This is a genomic window from Nitrosopumilus piranensis (assembly GCF_000875775.1).
Taxonomy (GTDB): domain Archaea; phylum Thermoproteota; class Nitrososphaeria; order Nitrososphaerales; family Nitrosopumilaceae; genus Nitrosopumilus; species Nitrosopumilus piranensis.
In genome coordinates this window covers 1,093,666-1,107,875 of the sequence record NZ_CP010868.1, presented here as the reverse complement: position 1 = coordinate 1,107,875, position 14,210 = coordinate 1,093,666, and the positions used below count along the sequence as shown (strand labels likewise).

General features: G+C 32.3%; 23 protein-coding genes. 8 read left to right on the top strand and 15 right to left on the bottom strand.

Annotated elements, in window-relative coordinates:
• Positions 1-128: 128 nt before the first annotated feature.
• Positions 129-677 (bottom strand): PDDEXK family nuclease, encoded by a 549-nt coding sequence (locus tag NPIRD3C_RS06600; protein ID WP_148703395.1) that lies wholly within the window; start codon positions 675-677, stop codon positions 129-131.
• Positions 678-880: 203 nt separating this feature from the next.
• On the opposite strand from NPIRD3C_RS06600, the gene NPIRD3C_RS06595 reads away from it, so the two are divergent.
• Together NPIRD3C_RS06595 and NPIRD3C_RS06590 are read left to right on the top strand one after the other, a co-directional pair.
• Positions 881-1,081: a hypothetical protein gene (locus NPIRD3C_RS06595; protein ID WP_148703394.1), complete on the top strand. Its 201-nt coding sequence runs from the start codon at positions 881-883 to the stop codon at positions 1,079-1,081.
• A gap of 40 nt (positions 1,082-1,121) precedes the next feature.
• Entirely contained in the window at positions 1,122-1,949 is an 828-nt protein-coding gene (locus tag NPIRD3C_RS06590; RefSeq protein WP_148703393.1) for a hypothetical protein, read from the top strand.
• Here the strand turns inward: NPIRD3C_RS06590 and NPIRD3C_RS06585 are convergent.
• Genes NPIRD3C_RS06585 through NPIRD3C_RS06575 form a run of 3 tightly spaced genes read right to left on the bottom strand, consistent with a single transcriptional unit; the run spans position 1,942 to position 4,324 of the window.
• Complete coding sequence (locus NPIRD3C_RS06585; RefSeq protein ID WP_148703392.1) at positions 1,942-2,250, bottom strand: zinc ribbon domain-containing protein; 309 nt, start codon at positions 2,248-2,250, stop codon at positions 1,942-1,944. The two genes, NPIRD3C_RS06590 and NPIRD3C_RS06585, sit on opposite strands and share 8 nt — an antisense overlap.
• Positions 2,247-3,356: a thiolase C-terminal domain-containing protein gene (locus tag NPIRD3C_RS06580; RefSeq protein WP_148703391.1), complete on the bottom strand. Its 1,110-nt coding sequence runs from the start codon at positions 3,354-3,356 to the stop codon at positions 2,247-2,249. The genes NPIRD3C_RS06585 and NPIRD3C_RS06580 overlap by 4 nt, the downstream gene beginning before the upstream one ends.
• Positions 3,357-3,358: 2 nt before the next feature.
• A complete protein-coding gene (locus NPIRD3C_RS06575) occupies positions 3,359-4,324 on the bottom strand; it encodes an LLM class flavin-dependent oxidoreductase (RefSeq protein ID WP_148703390.1) in 966 nt (321 codons plus the stop codon).
• Positions 4,325-4,425: 101 nt separating this feature from the next.
• Between NPIRD3C_RS06575 and NPIRD3C_RS10650 the strand changes: the two genes are divergently transcribed.
• Positions 4,426-4,572, top strand: a complete 147-nt coding sequence (locus tag NPIRD3C_RS10650; protein WP_182126985.1) for a hypothetical protein — start codon at positions 4,426-4,428, stop codon at positions 4,570-4,572.
• 9 nt (positions 4,573-4,581) lie between these two features.
• On the opposite strand, the gene NPIRD3C_RS06570 is transcribed toward NPIRD3C_RS10650, so the two are convergent.
• The 4 genes from NPIRD3C_RS06570 to NPIRD3C_RS06555 all read right to left on the bottom strand — a co-directional run bounded on the left by NPIRD3C_RS06570 (position 4,582) and on the right by NPIRD3C_RS06555 (position 7,227).
• The gene (locus tag NPIRD3C_RS06570; protein WP_148703389.1) at positions 4,582-5,250 is read right to left on the bottom strand and encodes a nucleotidyltransferase family protein; all 669 of its coding nucleotides are present in this window, start codon (positions 5,248-5,250) and stop codon (positions 4,582-4,584) included.
• Between the two features lie 35 nt (positions 5,251-5,285).
• The gene (locus NPIRD3C_RS06565) at positions 5,286-5,522 is read right to left on the bottom strand and encodes a hypothetical protein (protein WP_148703388.1); all 237 of its coding nucleotides are present in this window, start codon (positions 5,520-5,522) and stop codon (positions 5,286-5,288) included.
• Positions 5,523-5,660: 138 nt separating this feature from the next.
• Complete coding sequence (locus NPIRD3C_RS06560) at positions 5,661-6,050, bottom strand: hypothetical protein (protein ID WP_148703387.1); 390 nt, start codon at positions 6,048-6,050, stop codon at positions 5,661-5,663.
• A gap of 34 nt (positions 6,051-6,084) precedes the next feature.
• Positions 6,085-7,227, bottom strand: a complete 1,143-nt coding sequence (locus NPIRD3C_RS06555; protein WP_192827839.1) for a 5-(carboxyamino)imidazole ribonucleotide synthase — start codon at positions 7,225-7,227, stop codon at positions 6,085-6,087.
• Positions 7,228-7,332: 105 nt separating this feature from the next.
• On the opposite strand from NPIRD3C_RS06555, the gene purE reads away from it, so the two are divergent.
• Complete coding sequence (purE, locus tag NPIRD3C_RS06550) at positions 7,333-7,908, top strand: 5-(carboxyamino)imidazole ribonucleotide mutase (RefSeq protein ID WP_148703385.1); 576 nt, start codon at positions 7,333-7,335, stop codon at positions 7,906-7,908.
• A gap of 1 nt (position 7,909) precedes the next feature.
• On the opposite strand, the gene ilvA is transcribed toward purE, so the two are convergent.
• Both ilvA and NPIRD3C_RS06540 read right to left on the bottom strand, forming a co-directional pair.
• Positions 7,910-9,118, bottom strand: coding sequence for a threonine ammonia-lyase (ilvA, locus tag NPIRD3C_RS06545; protein WP_148703384.1), 1,209 nt, complete (start codon positions 9,116-9,118; stop codon positions 7,910-7,912).
• A 182-nt stretch (positions 9,119-9,300) separates the two neighbouring features.
• The gene (locus NPIRD3C_RS06540; protein WP_148704160.1) at positions 9,301-10,140 is read right to left on the bottom strand and encodes a hypothetical protein; all 840 of its coding nucleotides are present in this window, start codon (positions 10,138-10,140) and stop codon (positions 9,301-9,303) included.
• A 264-nt stretch (positions 10,141-10,404) separates the two neighbouring features.
• On the opposite strand from NPIRD3C_RS06540, the gene NPIRD3C_RS06535 reads away from it, so the two are divergent.
• On the top strand, positions 10,405-11,139 hold the full coding sequence (locus tag NPIRD3C_RS06535) for an adenylate/guanylate cyclase domain-containing protein (protein WP_237087754.1): 735 nt from the start codon (positions 10,405-10,407) through the stop codon (positions 11,137-11,139).
• Between the two features lie 14 nt (positions 11,140-11,153).
• Here the strand turns inward: NPIRD3C_RS06535 and NPIRD3C_RS10645 are convergent, their stop codons facing one another.
• Positions 11,154-11,300, bottom strand: coding sequence for a hypothetical protein (locus tag NPIRD3C_RS10645; RefSeq protein ID WP_182126981.1), 147 nt, complete (start codon positions 11,298-11,300; stop codon positions 11,154-11,156).
• Positions 11,301-11,437: 137 nt separating this feature from the next.
• On the opposite strand from NPIRD3C_RS10645, the gene NPIRD3C_RS06530 reads away from it, so the two are divergent.
• Positions 11,438-11,803: a hypothetical protein gene (locus tag NPIRD3C_RS06530; protein WP_148703382.1), complete on the top strand. Its 366-nt coding sequence runs from the start codon at positions 11,438-11,440 to the stop codon at positions 11,801-11,803.
• A gap of 71 nt (positions 11,804-11,874) precedes the next feature.
• Entirely contained in the window at positions 11,875-12,261 is a 387-nt protein-coding gene (locus NPIRD3C_RS06525; protein WP_148703381.1) for a hypothetical protein, read from the top strand.
• Here NPIRD3C_RS06525 and NPIRD3C_RS06520 read toward each other — a convergent pair.
• From NPIRD3C_RS06520 to NPIRD3C_RS06505, 4 genes are read right to left on the bottom strand one after another with little or no spacing between them, the layout of a single operon-like run.
• Positions 12,258-12,668 carry a VOC family protein gene (locus NPIRD3C_RS06520; protein ID WP_148703380.1) on the bottom strand — a complete coding sequence of 137 codons (411 nt, stop codon included), beginning with the start codon at positions 12,666-12,668 and terminating at the stop codon, positions 12,258-12,260. The two genes, NPIRD3C_RS06525 and NPIRD3C_RS06520, sit on opposite strands and share 4 nt — an antisense overlap.
• Before the next feature lie 34 nt (positions 12,669-12,702).
• Positions 12,703-12,921 carry an Lrp/AsnC ligand binding domain-containing protein gene (locus NPIRD3C_RS06515; RefSeq protein WP_148703379.1) on the bottom strand — a complete coding sequence of 73 codons (219 nt, stop codon included), beginning with the start codon at positions 12,919-12,921 and terminating at the stop codon, positions 12,703-12,705.
• On the bottom strand, positions 12,915-13,154 hold the full coding sequence (locus tag NPIRD3C_RS06510; protein ID WP_148703378.1) for a hypothetical protein: 240 nt from the start codon (positions 13,152-13,154) through the stop codon (positions 12,915-12,917). The genes NPIRD3C_RS06515 and NPIRD3C_RS06510 overlap by 7 nt, the downstream gene beginning before the upstream one ends.
• A gap of 34 nt (positions 13,155-13,188) precedes the next feature.
• A complete protein-coding gene (locus NPIRD3C_RS06505) occupies positions 13,189-13,461 on the bottom strand; it encodes a hypothetical protein (protein ID WP_148703377.1) in 273 nt (90 codons plus the stop codon).
• Between the two features lie 242 nt (positions 13,462-13,703).
• Between NPIRD3C_RS06505 and NPIRD3C_RS06500 the strand changes: the two genes are divergently transcribed.
• Positions 13,704-13,991, top strand: coding sequence for a hypothetical protein (locus NPIRD3C_RS06500; protein ID WP_148703376.1), 288 nt, complete (start codon positions 13,704-13,706; stop codon positions 13,989-13,991).
• Positions 13,992-14,210: the final 219 nt, after the last annotated feature.

The window sequence follows — 14,210 nt, the reverse complement described above, 5'->3', positions numbered from 1 at the left end:
TTTCTTGAATTCTCTTTGATTCTATTTCCCATAGCGACTGGGCCTCTTCATCTTTGTTTACATCAGACAATAATTTTGATTCTTATTTATCCTTAAAAAACGATTTGCAGATTTTGGAAAATTAGGCACTATTTACGCTGTTTTGTTTTAAATGGCATTGTACATTCTTTAAGAGGAATCTCTTTTCGTTCTCCATTAATTTTTGCAAAGAATTTGCCTTCATATGTACAGACACAATCAGTAATTTCCAGAGTATCATCCCATATCTTGTAAAATTCTCTGAGTTCTCTACCCTCATACTGGCCTATTCCTATCCTTTTCTTAGATAGAAACTTGAAGGCTAGCAAAACATGTCTTTTTTGATATATGTCAAATGTCTTTATCCACTCTAAGCATCGTTCAATTTGATCAGCTGGAACCGGAAGGGATGTACTTGTTCCTGATTTGGCCTCAATGGTAAAAATTGTGCTGTTATCTGTATTTACCGCTAATACATCAGGCAACGCAATACTTGGTGAACCTAATCTGAATGCTTTCCAGTTTTTTGTTGTATTGAATCGTTTAACTAGTGTGTCTTCCCATTGATAGCCCCGTTGTCTTCTTGTTTTGGCAGCTTTTTGATTATTGGTTTTTGTTTTTTTTGCTAGTTTGGAGATTGTCATTGTTTTTGTTTGCATGCCTTTTAGTTCCTAATTTTAGGTATAGTAAGGTGGGTAATTACATAATAACTCAACAAAAAGTCATTTTAACATTAACATTTTTAAAATAATTTGAATTTCATCTATTAATTTAGTAATGAATGTCGTGATCGTTGCTAATTCAACTATTCCGAGGTCATCGAATACTCTATCTAAATAGAACCTGATTCAAAATTATCTAATTGTCTGAAATTATAATTGAAAAATTATTGGAACAACGTGATTTCTACCTCAATACCCTAAAACAACTTGAATTCCAACTAGTAATGGAACCTTCTGAAAATGAAAATAATGATATTGAAAAGTTACAGGTAACAACAATTCATCAACTAAAAAAAGTGGAACAAGAAATTGCTTATCTTTTATCAAGAAAATCACCATAATTTGCAGTGAGTTTATCAAACCCCTGTATTTAGAAAATTTATGTTTGATCAAATTATCAAAAATTTTGTTTCAATAAAGCAAGATTTTGCTAAAAATTATTCAGGAAATGCACATATTCAGGAAGTAATTCCTGCATCCACCTCAGATCAATTCCCATTAGAAGAATCTCATCTAGAGTATATTCATAAATTTGTAGAAAAAAACCCTATCTACTTTAATTCATTTGAAGAAAAAATTTTAGGAATTGACTGTGTTGTATATGAAGGAGACATCAATGATTATTGGCTCAATAGCATTAAACATGGAACTAGCTGTCAACCATTTTACCCAACTTGGATGTTTTCAGCATACTTGATGGTGTTAATTGCAAAAAAATTAGGTTATCAAGAATTAATCGATATTGGTTCAGGTGATGGACGGATTGCCTTTTGTGGAAAATTTTTAGGGTTTACTTCTCACAGTATTGAAATCGATGATGGTTTGGTAGAATTACAAAAACTAATTTGCAATGACATTGAACAAAATTTTGATCCTGTTTGCGATGATGCATTAGAATTTGATTATTCAAAATTCCAATTAAAATCACCTGTATTTTTTATTGGAGGATTACCTCAAATGGGAGGTGATATGCTGGCTACAAGTATAATTGATAAAATAAATTCTATTGACAATCTTAAAAAATCAACAGGAATAGTTTTTGCCGGAACTCATTCCAAACGACAATTGTCTGGAAATCTATCCGATGGTGGTTGGAGTTCATTAATCCAAAATCATAATTTACAAGTGATTAAAACCGTTTCACTTCCTACAGTGTGGACATTTGATCAGACTAGCGAAACACCTTACATCTACACTAAATTCAATTGACCTGAAAAAAATAATTCCCATTATTAATACCGCATTTTGAAATTTTTACATCTTGGCCTATGTGTGGTTTTTCAGATATTTTTGCCATAATTCTAAACGTATTTTCAATCTCTACAATGCAAAAATACGCTTCATTATGCACTGAATACTCCAAGATTTTACCCATAAAATCTCCTTTTTTTAGAGACACTGTTCCCATACAATTATTACAAAACTCCGCAGGAGGCCATACAATTTTTTCACATACAGTACATTCTGGAATGAAAAATTTTCCTTGAGCAAGCTCTGATTCAAAATTCATTTTTCCAACACCAAAACAGTTGAAGATGTTGCAGCAGCTGACATGTTGTGTACTAATCCTACTTTAGCATTTTCAATTTGTCTATTTTTTGCATTTGATTCTAATTGTTGAGTAATTTCTATTGTTTGTGCAATTCCTGTTGCTCCAAGTGGATGTCCAGAACCTATCAATCCCCCTCTGGGATTAATTTTGTAATCTTTTTTGTCATACAGTTCTTTAACCAAATTTAATCCCTCTCCATTTTTTGAAAAACCAATTGCTTCTAATGCCATTGGTTCACATACTGAAAATGCATCATGTATTTCTGCTACATCAACATCTTGAATTTTTTTATTTGCCATCTGTAATGCTGTGTGACTAGCTATTTTTGTTGATTCCATTGAATTAAACGATTCATTTTTTGTAAATCCTGCTGATGTTGTTTTTTGTCCTATCCCTGAAATCCATATTGGTTGATCAGTAATTTGTTTAATCATCTCATCTGATGCTAAAATGATTGATGCACTGCCAGTACATGATCTTGAGCAATCAAGTAATTTTAGATCACCTGTGATTATTTTAGAATTAATCACATCTTGTATTGAATATGTTTTTTTTGATATGGCATTTGGATTATTTTGTGCCTGTGCATGGTTTTTTACAGATACTAAAGCTAGTTGTTCATCAGAAACAGCAAACTGTCGTTTATAGGAACTTGTAAAAATTGATGCCCAAAATATTGGATGTTTAAATTCTCCACGAGAATTATCCCATTCTAAAATCTGACCTGGACTGTCATATCTTTCAGCCCCGCTTACTAATACCATATCTGCAAGACCTGAGGCAACATATGAAAATGCAGACACTATGGAATTTGTGCCTGAATTACACAAATTTTCTACTGAATGAGCAATTTTTGGTTGAATGCCCATCATTTCTGACAAAATAGGTGAGAGGTATTTTGAATTATTATTTGTCGATACTAGTACTGCATCAATGTTGTTTTTTGAGATTTTTGGGTTGTTTTCAAGCAGAGATTTTGTAGATTCAAAAAGTATGGATTCTATTTTTTTATCTTCTTTGGTAAAAGGGGTAATTCCATATCCTGCAATTCCTACTTTCTTCATTACTACTCATCCAAAAATGTTTTTTGTAATAATCTAAATGATTCCATAGTGTCATCTATTGGGTTGAATTGAATAATTGGTAAATCAATCCCTGTTTCTTTAAATTCATCAAGTTGTTTCTTACATTCCTCAGGTGTTCCACATATTGTAAGTTTTTGTAACATGGAATTTGAAACTAATTCATGATTTGATGAAAAACCAGATTTTTTGAACTCTTCATATATGTTTGATGTCTCATTTTTGAATCCATTTTTTGCTAAAAACTCTCTATACACTTTACCTACAGATATATAAAATGCCAATGTTTTTTTTGCACGTTCAATTGCCTTTTCAGAATTTTCTGAAACACATGTGATTATTTGACACGTAACATCGATTTTTCTTTTTGACTGCATTTTTGTAATAATTTCTTTCATTTCATTTTTTGGTCTAAGATAAAAAATTACTCCATCTCCAATACTCCATGTTAAATTTACCATCTTTTCATTAACTGTTGCAATGTAGATTGGAATTGATTCTCTTTGTGGTTTAATTAGTAATCTAAAATTTTTTAAATTGAAAATGTTTCCTGAATAAGTGATTGTTTTTCCAGATGAGATTAGTCTAATTATTTCCACATATTCTTTCATTCGCTCTAATGGTTTTTCAAATTTGTATCCGTGAAAAGTTTCTACTATCGGGAGACTGCTAGTCCCAAGACCTAGGATCAGCCTTCCATTTGATATGGTGTCTACTGTGACTGCACCCATTGCAATCGCTGCAGGACTTCTAGAATAGATGTTGATAATTGATGAGCCTATTTTTTGAGTAGATGTTTTTCCAGAAACTGCGGTTAACATGGAAAAATTCTCCATTCCCCATGTTTCAGGCACCCAAATTGTCTCTGTTTGAGTATTAGACATGATTTTGGCACAATTTAATATCTCATTTACTGAAAGCATTGAACCCAAACTGCATGCAATACGCATGAAGACCATACGATGTTTGGATATTCTAGTGTTCTGTTTTAGCATTGGGTTAATTTTCCTTGAGGCGCCGTATTATCAGAAAATCCCTAAAATACAACTTGATGAGTGAACAAGTATTTGTACAAAAACCATCTTATGAATCCAATTTTTGGAATGACGCTACAAAATATGCCTCTGCGAGCAAAGATGAATCCTTTGTTGAAGAAGTGGCATACATGATGGTTACATTGCACAGAACTGGTGCCTAAATTAAAATTTTATTTTATTATTTTCTTTATTTCTAGCGCACATTCTTCCATGTCTTTGAATGAGTCTACTGAATACCATTTTGCATTTTTGAATTTAACTGTGTTTAGTATACCTTTTTTTGCATATTTTGGAAAAACTGTTTTTTCAATATCTCCTATATCTGGAAGTTCTTTTAGGACTTCTTTTTGTAAGTGATAAATTCCTGCATTCATCCAAGTATCTGAAATTTCTTTTTTTTCTCTGAAATTCAAAATTTTATCATCATCTGTTTCTAAAATACCATATTTTGTCCTTAATTCAATTGCAGCAATTGCATTTTTCTTTTCTCTTAATTTCTTTAAATCAATGTTTGTAATTGTATCTCCATTTAATACAAAAAATGATTTTTCTTTAATCATCTTTCCAGCTTTTTTAATTGCTCCTCCGGTACCTAAAGGAGTTTTTTCTATAGAGAATTTGATTTTGATTCCAACATCTTTCATATTCAAGTGATTTTCAATCATTTCTGTCTTATATCCTGTACAAATAATAACCTCATTAATTCCAAATTTTTTCAAATATCTTATTTGCCATTCAATTATAGGGACATTTTTTATTGGAACTAGGGGTTTTGGCACATAATCTGTTATTGGTTTTAGACGTTTTCCACGACCGCCAGCTAAAATTATTGCTCTCAATAAAACTATTCTATCTATACAGTATATGAAAATGTCTACTCTTGTTTTTTTGATTCATTAGATTCTACAACTGCATCCATTTTTTTTGCAAATTCATTGTAGATTTTTTCTAAATCTTTTAAAGGTATTTCAGTTCCTAAAAGTTTCATAGTTTTATGCCAAGACTCGATATATTTTTCATCATCAAATCCTTTTCCTAATGTTTCTGCAATGGAATTGAGTCCTTCGGTTTTACCTAGAGCATAAATTGCTATCTCTCGTTCAGTTAGCATCGTTTTCACTTTCTGTCATATAGTAGTGTAGTTCAGTGTAACACTCTACACAATATTCTTCATAGTCTGTATGATCACAATCATATACTTTTTTTACATCATTGTTACATTTAGCACAAATTGGCATGATGTTCTCAGTTAAGATTTTGCTATTTTAATTCCACCTAAAGCCAACTGGATTATTGCAGGGGCAAACAACATTGCAGTAGATGCAACAGGATCTCTGTCTGAGGCTTCTGCTCCCGGGGCAGGATTTGCTAAAACCACAATTCCACCTATAATGATCAAAATTCCTGAGATAACGATCATGACTCCTAATCCTTTTGATGGTTCTTTTCTAGAAATAAAGAATGCAATAATTGGTAAAATTAATGCAGGTCCACCTAAGCCCATACCTCTTTGCATGTGATCAAGTGGTAAAAATCCGTTATCGCTATCTGAAGACATTGCAACTGCTACATCTGCCGCATAAATTACAAGTAATGCTATTGCGATTCCTGTAATAACTAGTGCAGCACTTAATGCCATAATGATTTTTTTTCTTCACAATTAATAAACTTAGTTAGACTGATTGTACTACTGCCCTAGGTTTAATGGATTCTAATTTTTTGAGTAAATCTTCAATTGATTCATTGTTAGTTGAAATGAGATTAAAATGACCCAATTTTCTCATGGGTTTAGAAATTTTCTTACCATACATTTTAAGAAATAAATTTTCATCAAGAATTTCTAATGGTTTGTATTCTCCTTCAAATGATTTTGTTCCCAATATGTTATACATGATTGTTGGACGTAAAAGTTTGGTGCTACCAAGTTCTAATCCCAAAATTGCACGCAAATGTTGTTCAAATTGAGATGTTTCACTTGATTGTAAAGTATGATGTCCAGAATTGTGTACTCGTGGAGCAATTTCATTAATTGCTATTTGATCATTTTGTGTTACAAACATTTCTATTCCAAATACCCCTGCTCCTTTTAACACATCCATTGTTTGATTGGCAATTTTTTCAGCCTTTTCTGTTACATCTGAAGAAACTCTTGCGGGGGCAATTGTCTCACGTAAAATGTTTTCTTCATGGATATTTTCAACTAGAGGGTATGTTTTGATTTGACCTTTGGTATTTCTAGCTGCAATTACTGATACTTCCATTTTAAATGAAACAAATTTTTCTAGCATTAATTTTTGGCCCTTGAAATAATCAAATGCTTTTTCTACATCATTTTCAGAATTTATTTTAAAATTACCTCGTCCATCATATGCATCACGTCTTGCTTTTAGTACTGCAGGAATTCCAAATTTTTTCAATCCATCTCTCACATCATCGGTATTTGAGATTTCTATAAATTCTGGAACAGGAATATTGTGTTCTTTTAGAAATGTTTTTTGTAAAAATTTGTCTTGAATTGTATGTAGTGTTTCTGGCGAGGGATTTATCTCAGCATTTTTTTCAACGGATTTTAGTACATTACTGTCTCCCGACTCAATCTCATATGTAATGATATCTGATTTTTCAGAGAGCTCAATTATGGCTGCCTTATCTTTGAAATCTGCAAGTATTTGCTCAGCTCCAACTTGGGTAGCGGGGCAATTTTCAGTTGGATCTAGCACTATGATTTTTGAAACATGTTCTGGCATCTTTTTAGCTGCCTCAGTAATCATCATTCCAAGCTGTCCACCTCCTATAATCCCCAGAATTTTTGTCATTATCGTATTCAATATTTATCGAACAAATATAGCTAATGCTGTTTTGTTTTTCCTATTCTTTTTGTAACAGTTATTGTTAATTACTCTCTAGTTTTTTCTAATACTGTGACATATTCAAAAAAACCATTAGTTGGAATAATTATGGGATCTAGTTCAGATAGCAGAATCATGAAAGGTGCGGCTGAAATTTTTGATGAATTTAAAATTAAGCATGAAGATCAAATAATTTCGGCACATAGAACTCCTTCCAGATTGGCAGAATATGCACAACATGCTGAAAAGATGGGATTTAAAGTAATAATTGCAGGTGCGGGAGGAGCTGCACATTTGCCTGGAATGATTGCATCTCATACAATCATTCCTGTGATTGGAGTTCCTATTTTAGTATACAATGACAAGCACCCAAAGAAAACAGATGCCGCAAAGTTTTCCGCATTTGGGGGTTTAGATTCACTATTGTCCATCACGGAAATGCCTTCAGGGTCACCAGTAGTTTCTGTGGGAGTCAATAAAGCTGGAAATGCTGGAATTTATGCAATGAAAATTCTTGCAAATGAATTCCCTGAATTAAAAAATAAATTGAAACAACATAAATCTGATCAACACAAATCAGTTCTTAAAGAATCTGAACAATTGAAAAAACAAGGCTTATCAAAATTTACTAAAACTAAATTCAAATGATTCAAGTTAATAATGTGAATTGAACATCCTTCTTTCGTAATGCCTCAATTAAGGCATCCGCTTGCTCTTTTCCTTGAGTTTCTAGATTCATAGTAACTGCTGCAGAACCAGCATTAACATTTGAGCTTAATCTATCATGAACGACTTCAACGATGTTTGCATTGGCAAGGGTGATTTCATCCACAATTTCTTTGAATGCTCCTGGTCTATCAGGCAACAAAACTGATAATTTTAATAATCTACCCATAGCAGCTAGTCCCTTATCAACAATTTGGCCTAATAGATACATGTCTACATTACCTCCTGCTAAAATCGCAACAACTTTTTTTCCTTGTGCCGGTTTTTTAGAAATTAGATATGCCAGACTTGCAGCGCCAGCTGGTTCAACCACAAATTTCATTCGTTCCATTAATAAGAACATGGCTTTTGTAATTTCAGTATCATCTACTAAAACAACCTCATCAACCAATTGGTTAATTACACTAAATGTTAATTGTCCCGGGATTTTTACAGATATGCCATCTGCTATAGTTCTTGCACCTCCGGTTGCAGTTATTGAACCTTGTTTAACTGATTCATACATAGATGGAAATGATCTTGATTGAACACCTACTACTTTAACATCAGGATTTTTTTCTTTAATGGCAATTAATACCCCAGCTGCTAGACCCCCACCACCTATTGGAAGATAAACCTCTTCTACATCTGGTAACTCTTCAAGTATTTCTAATCCGATGACTCCTTGTGCTGCTATGATTTGTGGATCGTCAAATGCATGTATCATAGTTGCACCTGTTTCATTTGCTATCTCTTTTGCTTTGGCAGATGATTCATCATAGTTAATTCCCTCTAAGATTACTTTTGCGCCATATCCTTTTGTTGCTGCAACCTTTGCAGGAGAAGCATTTTTTGGCATAACTATAGTACATGGAATTTTTTCTAATGCCGATGCGAGTGCAACACCCTGTGCATGATTTCCGGCAGATGCAGCTACTACTCCATGTTTTTTTTCATCATCAGACAATGATTTGATTTTATAGTATGCTCCACGAATTTTAAATGATCCAGTTTTTTGCCGAAATTCTGCTTTTAGAAAAATCTCTGAATTTGTAAGTTCACTAAAAGTAGGAGAATGAATTAAAGGAGTCTTTTTTATTTCATTTCCTCGCATAGAGTTTGCTTTTTTTATCTCATCGTATGTTGGGTCCATTGGAAATGTTGCTAAGAAAACGATGTATTTGACTTCTTCTATACAAAAATTATTTTTTTAGTCAAATTTTATACGTAAATTTCCAGGAATGCCTAAATACTTTAGAAATCCCGTTGAAAATATATCAAGGAATCAGAAACTCCCCTTTGAGAAAATTTTCTCATTTTCTGGTTCCTTGATCTTTATGAATTTATGATATCTGAAAACTCATCTAATCTTTTTATGATGTTTTCTTTTGTAGAGTTCGACATTTTTCGCGGATCAAATAACCCTTCTTTAGTATTATTTTTTACAAATTCTAAATCAAATGTACATAAACATCCTTCTTCACCTGTAACGAGTTTTGAATCATCAATTAATGTCGGAGTTGTTTGATATGTTTCAACTAAAAGAGAATCTAATTCATTAAATAATTTTGTCTTTTTTTCAGACAGTTTTTGAAAATCAACACCTGATTGTTTTTCAATTTCGGCGAAAATTTTTTCCCTAAACTCATCATTTTCATAAAACACTTCAAATAATTTTTGATGATCAAAATCCTTGTACCCCATCTCTTTTAATTTATCTAAAACAAATTGATCACTATTATCTGAAAACTCTTGTTCTTTGTTTTTTGTCATATCAATTATCTCTGCTAACTCTTTTTGACAATCAATTACTCTTTGAACTGGTTTGTAATATAGCAAAACATGAAATTGTATTGAAATGTGTCCTGAAATTAAATAATTTCCTTCCATGATTTCAAATTTCATAAAAATCCTTCTAATGTCTTCATTATTTGATATTGTAACATCTTGAATAGACCATTCCTTTAGATTTTTACTTATATTTTGAAAATAATCCATCACTAGTTTAGGATCAAATGTTTTTTGTTCAGACACGGTAGAGTCTCCTAACATCACTTTAACATCGATCATTTTTGTCATATCGGAAATTTTTGATAGAAATGATTTTTGGATTGATTCATTTTTTTGATTCAAAAGTTGAATAAATTCATTTGGAGATCTTGTTCCTAAACGCACAAGAATTACCAAATTATTGTTCTCCTTAAACCTTCATCAATCTCTAAATACAGAATAAGGTGATTCTAGGCATGAGGGATTCCGATTTCAGGTGTCATGATTGCAAAGGAGAGATTGTAGAGTATTATCATGAAGGATATAAGGGAAAGAGAGGAAAATGTCTTCAATGTGGGCATGAATTCCCACTAGAATAGGTGATGAATATTGGAAGAAAATAATGTCGAAAAAAAGTCAGATTCTAATAACAAGAAAGAGGTAGTAGATATGCTACTTAGTTCTGCATCTGAAAAAACATTGGATTCAGAATCTATGATTTTAGAAACCCAAAAACGAGTTTGGGGGGCATTAAAAAAAGGATATCAGTATTCTGGAGTTGCAAATGAATCTGATAAATTTTTACGAAAAAATGTATTTTCAAAAGTGGATTTAGTTGTAATCTATGTTGATCTTGTTGGTTCAACTACCATGACTTTAGAAATGCCTGAAGAAAAAATTGCGATAATAATTAGCTCCTTTGCACAAGAAATGGCAGCAGTAATTAGACAACATGAAGGATATGTCTTAAAATTTGTAGGTGATGCAGTTATCGGATATTTTGATGCTCAAAGTAACGGATTGCTTGCATCAGATAGTGCTGTTAATTGTGCAAAATCAATGATTTCAGTTATTCAAAAAGGAATTAACCCAATTCTTAATCAATATGATTATCCAGATTTGATGGTAAAGATTGGAGTGGATTTTGGACAAAACATGGTGGTAAGATATGGAGCTGATGCTGAGCATTCACATGTAGATTTAATGGGGCCTGCCATGAATATTGCTGCTAAAATTCAAAATATGGCAAAACCTAATCAAATTTTGATTGGCAATGATGTGTATCAAAGATTACACCCAAATCTTCAAAGAGACTTTGTGAGTGTTGTGTGGAAAAAGGATGAATGGAAATATCGTTCCAGAGTAACTGGGGAAATTTACAAAGTTTATGAATTCAAAGGATAGTCTGAAATTTTTGTTCATACTGTGAAATTGTCAGGACATTCTACATGTTCATAATGATGTTCTGTGAATTTTTCTTGAACCACGTAGATTACTATCTTATGTAGTTCCTTTTCTCCAATGTCTTTTTTACATCTAAGACATGTCTTTTTTGATTCGACCATGCGTACCTGCGATCTAAACTGGGAATCTATAAGGATCTGCGATCAGCTTGAATTGAGCAAAAACGACTCAGATTTTACTAAACGGTATATCAAATGCCTAAAGCAAGGCAGAAATATAGCAAATTCAAACCAATCTCATGGAAAACTCAGTGAATAAACATCTTCAAGACCTGTATGGATTGAATCCAAATATTCCTCATATGGCATTACAATTCCCTAGATTACCACCTGGATTGACACATCCAATGTTTAAGATACATGAAAATCCAGTAAAAGAACAATTTTCAAGAAATGTAGAAACAGTTAGTCAAAAGCTTCAAGGATTCCAACATATGTATCAACAATATGCAGCAGGGTTATTATCAGGTCATCCAATCATCCCTCCAAGCCATCCATTATACACTAAACAAAATTCGGTGCAAACACTAAAAGCTGAAAACGATAAATTGCTTAAAGAAAATACCGAATTAAAGAAAAAATTAGAAAAAAAATCTAAAAAGTAAAATTGAAAATGTGGCAATTCATATGTTGCAAATGGTAAGAATCCTTATTAATTCCAAATCCAATTTTTAATATGGGCAAAACTCCTGCAGATAAATGGAAAGATACTGTAGTCAAATATCGAAAACAATGTCAACGAATCCTAAAAGTGTCAAAGAGCATAAGATATGCAGGTGTAATCAATGTATATGGTAGAACTCTAGCTGGAATGGTACAACCAAATCTTAAACCTCTATTAAAATCTGAACAAGTAAAAAATGAATTTTTTATTCTTTCAACTTTGATGTCTTTGCGAAAAAATACTGCAAGTACTGTTGGAAAATTAGAACATGTTATTTTACAACATCAAAAAGTAACAATTGTCATTTTGCAAAAAAATGACATTACCTTTTATGTTTCTATTAATAGAAAAGAAAAAGGCTTAGAAAAAATTATTTCTTCAATAAAGAAGATAGTCTAAGCAGGTGTAAATCCGTGGTATCCGCCAGTTTGTTCAGCTTTATCTGAGAAACTTGGCTCAAACAAGGAAATCAAATAATCATCAGGATCTGAAATTACAGCATTTTTTCCTGCATCTTTTTCAACAATTTCACGATGGATTTTGACTCCTTTTTCTCTTAATTCTTCAACTGCGGATTTTACATCTCCAACTAGAAAACCGATTGTGATTCCACTTTCAAGAGCATTTCCATGTTGTTCTGTTATGGAAGCTGGATGGAGACTCAGTAAAGCTCCTGAAGTGCCCAAATCAACCCATGTTCTTCTCTGATTTTTTATTGGGAGTCCAATAATTTCATTGTAGAATTGAACTGATTTGTCTAGGTCCTTTACGGCCAAAATCACATTTCCAACTTTTTTAATATTCACAGATATGCTACCTCGAAGTTCTTTAAATTAATTGTCATTGAACTTCGACCATGGTTTCAGTTCGTTCAACTCCGTTGATTTTTTGGATTTGGTTGGCAACTTCTTTAATTTGTATTAATTGGTTAACATCAATAATAGCGACTGCATCAAATTGACCACTAGTAGGAAATGAATCAGACACTGAATTGATCTTACGTAATCTTGCCGCAATTAATTTTTTGGGAGATTTTACTAAAATTATGGCCCTTACCATCCCAGATTTACCTCCACCTCAATTAGAGTTTCAGTAGTTACAATATCTTTGATTTTCTTGAAATCTATTACCATGTTATTGATGTCTTCGATTCCTCCTTGTAAAAGAACACTAATGTCTGCACGACCTGTTACTACCATAATCTGTTTGACCACCTTTCTTTTCTTTTTTAGAATTTGGACAACAGAGTCTACTTTTCCTGGTTTTACAGTAATTAGACATAATGCACGCATACAGGTACTATGTTATTGAATCGGATAAAGATTCCTAGTCAAATGCTTCCTGAGACCTTGCTTCTTCTAAATATGCACGTCTTTCTTCATTGACTTTTTCCTGATCAATTTCAATATCATCATCTACTATAACTATCCCCATATCTCCAACAGGTTCATCTTTTTTGGTTTTTGATTTGGTTGCTTTAGCCTTAGATTTTGTAGTTTTTGCCTTAGCCTTTGATTTGGTTGCTTTAGCCTTAGATTTTGTAGTTTTTGCCTTAGGGTTTTTTGATTTAGTCTTCTTTACAGATTTTTTTTCAGCCATGAATGTCGAAAATCTAGAGGTCGCCTTATTTTTAAATATTTTGTAGAATTGGTTTTTTGAGGATTTTGTACAAATATTTTCCGATCAACCAAACTTTTTGTTAATGGTAGATGAAAGTAGCCATCTGAGTCAAAAATTTACTTTAAGATCAATTTATCAAAAGTATCTTAATCATTAATTTTGGGAGGTGAAAGAAGATAGCAACGTTAGCAGATTATGCAACTATTGGCGATTCAGTCAGCTTGGCAAAAATTGGCGATAAAGCGTTTACCATTACATTCATTGAAGATTCAGATTATACTCAAGGAGACATAATCACAAAAGGAGTAAAGATTACCACTAAAGAAACTTTTGAAGTTGAAGGTAATTTTGTAAATAAATTCCATACAACAAGAGTAGCAATTGTTAAAAAATTCAGTAATGAGAAATTACGTTCAGATGTAAATAATGGAAATGCTTTGGGACCAGTTAAATGCGTCTCTGAAAAATCCGCTTCTGGAAAGAGTTTTTATAATTTAGTAGATGTATGATATTTTAAAAAAATCATGATCACCATACTTAATATTTTTTTTAATATTAAAACAGTGCCTGGCGGGATTTATGAAATCACATGAGTACTCTAACATTTCAAAAAAATTAAAAAATTTTTTTGAGAAATTGAATTTTTTGCAAAACGTGTTCAGTGCCCCTACAGAGTATCCCAACGCCACAGTAAATTCCTTGATAGGGATTTGAACGGAAACAATGGT

Coding starts and splice junctions, on each gene's coding strand:
- NPIRD3C_RS06560 (WP_148703387.1), bottom strand. CDS start 6,050: ATGGCATTAAGTGCTGCACTAGTTATTACAGGAATCGCAATAGCATTA.
- NPIRD3C_RS06525 (WP_148703381.1), top strand. CDS start 11,875: ATGGGCAAAACTCCTGCAGATAAATGGAAAGATACTGTAGTCAAATAT.
- NPIRD3C_RS06535 (WP_237087754.1), top strand. CDS start 10,405: ATGCTACTTAGTTCTGCATCTGAAAAAACATTGGATTCAGAATCTATG.
- NPIRD3C_RS06600 (WP_148703395.1), bottom strand. CDS start 677: ATGCAAACAAAAACAATGACAATCTCCAAACTAGCAAAAAAAACAAAA.
- NPIRD3C_RS06585 (WP_148703392.1), bottom strand. CDS start 2,250: ATGAATTTTGAATCAGAGCTTGCTCAAGGAAAATTTTTCATTCCAGAA.
- NPIRD3C_RS10645 (WP_182126981.1), bottom strand. CDS start 11,300: ATGGTCGAATCAAAAAAGACATGTCTTAGATGTAAAAAAGACATTGGA.
- NPIRD3C_RS06510 (WP_148703378.1), bottom strand. CDS start 13,154: ATGCGTGCATTATGTCTAATTACTGTAAAACCAGGAAAAGTAGACTCT.
- NPIRD3C_RS06555 (WP_192827839.1), bottom strand. CDS start 7,227: ATGACAAAAATTCTGGGGATTATAGGAGGTGGACAGCTTGGAATGATG.
- NPIRD3C_RS10650 (WP_182126985.1), top strand. CDS start 4,426: ATGAGTGAACAAGTATTTGTACAAAAACCATCTTATGAATCCAATTTT.
- NPIRD3C_RS06590 (WP_148703393.1), top strand. CDS start 1,122: ATGTTTGATCAAATTATCAAAAATTTTGTTTCAATAAAGCAAGATTTT.
- NPIRD3C_RS06565 (WP_148703388.1), bottom strand. CDS start 5,522: ATGCTAACTGAACGAGAGATAGCAATTTATGCTCTAGGTAAAACCGAA.
- NPIRD3C_RS06515 (WP_148703379.1), bottom strand. CDS start 12,921: ATGGTAAGGGCCATAATTTTAGTAAAATCTCCCAAAAAATTAATTGCG.
- NPIRD3C_RS06580 (WP_148703391.1), bottom strand. CDS start 3,356: ATGAAGAAAGTAGGAATTGCAGGATATGGAATTACCCCTTTTACCAAA.
- NPIRD3C_RS06530 (WP_148703382.1), top strand. CDS start 11,438: ATGGAAAACTCAGTGAATAAACATCTTCAAGACCTGTATGGATTGAAT.
- NPIRD3C_RS06575 (WP_148703390.1), bottom strand. CDS start 4,324: ATGCGTATTGCATGCAGTTTGGGTTCAATGCTTTCAGTAAATGAGATA.
- ilvA (WP_148703384.1), bottom strand. CDS start 9,118: ATGGACCCAACATACGATGAGATAAAAAAAGCAAACTCTATGCGAGGA.
- NPIRD3C_RS06505 (WP_148703377.1), bottom strand. CDS start 13,461: ATGGCTGAAAAAAAATCTGTAAAGAAGACTAAATCAAAAAACCCTAAG.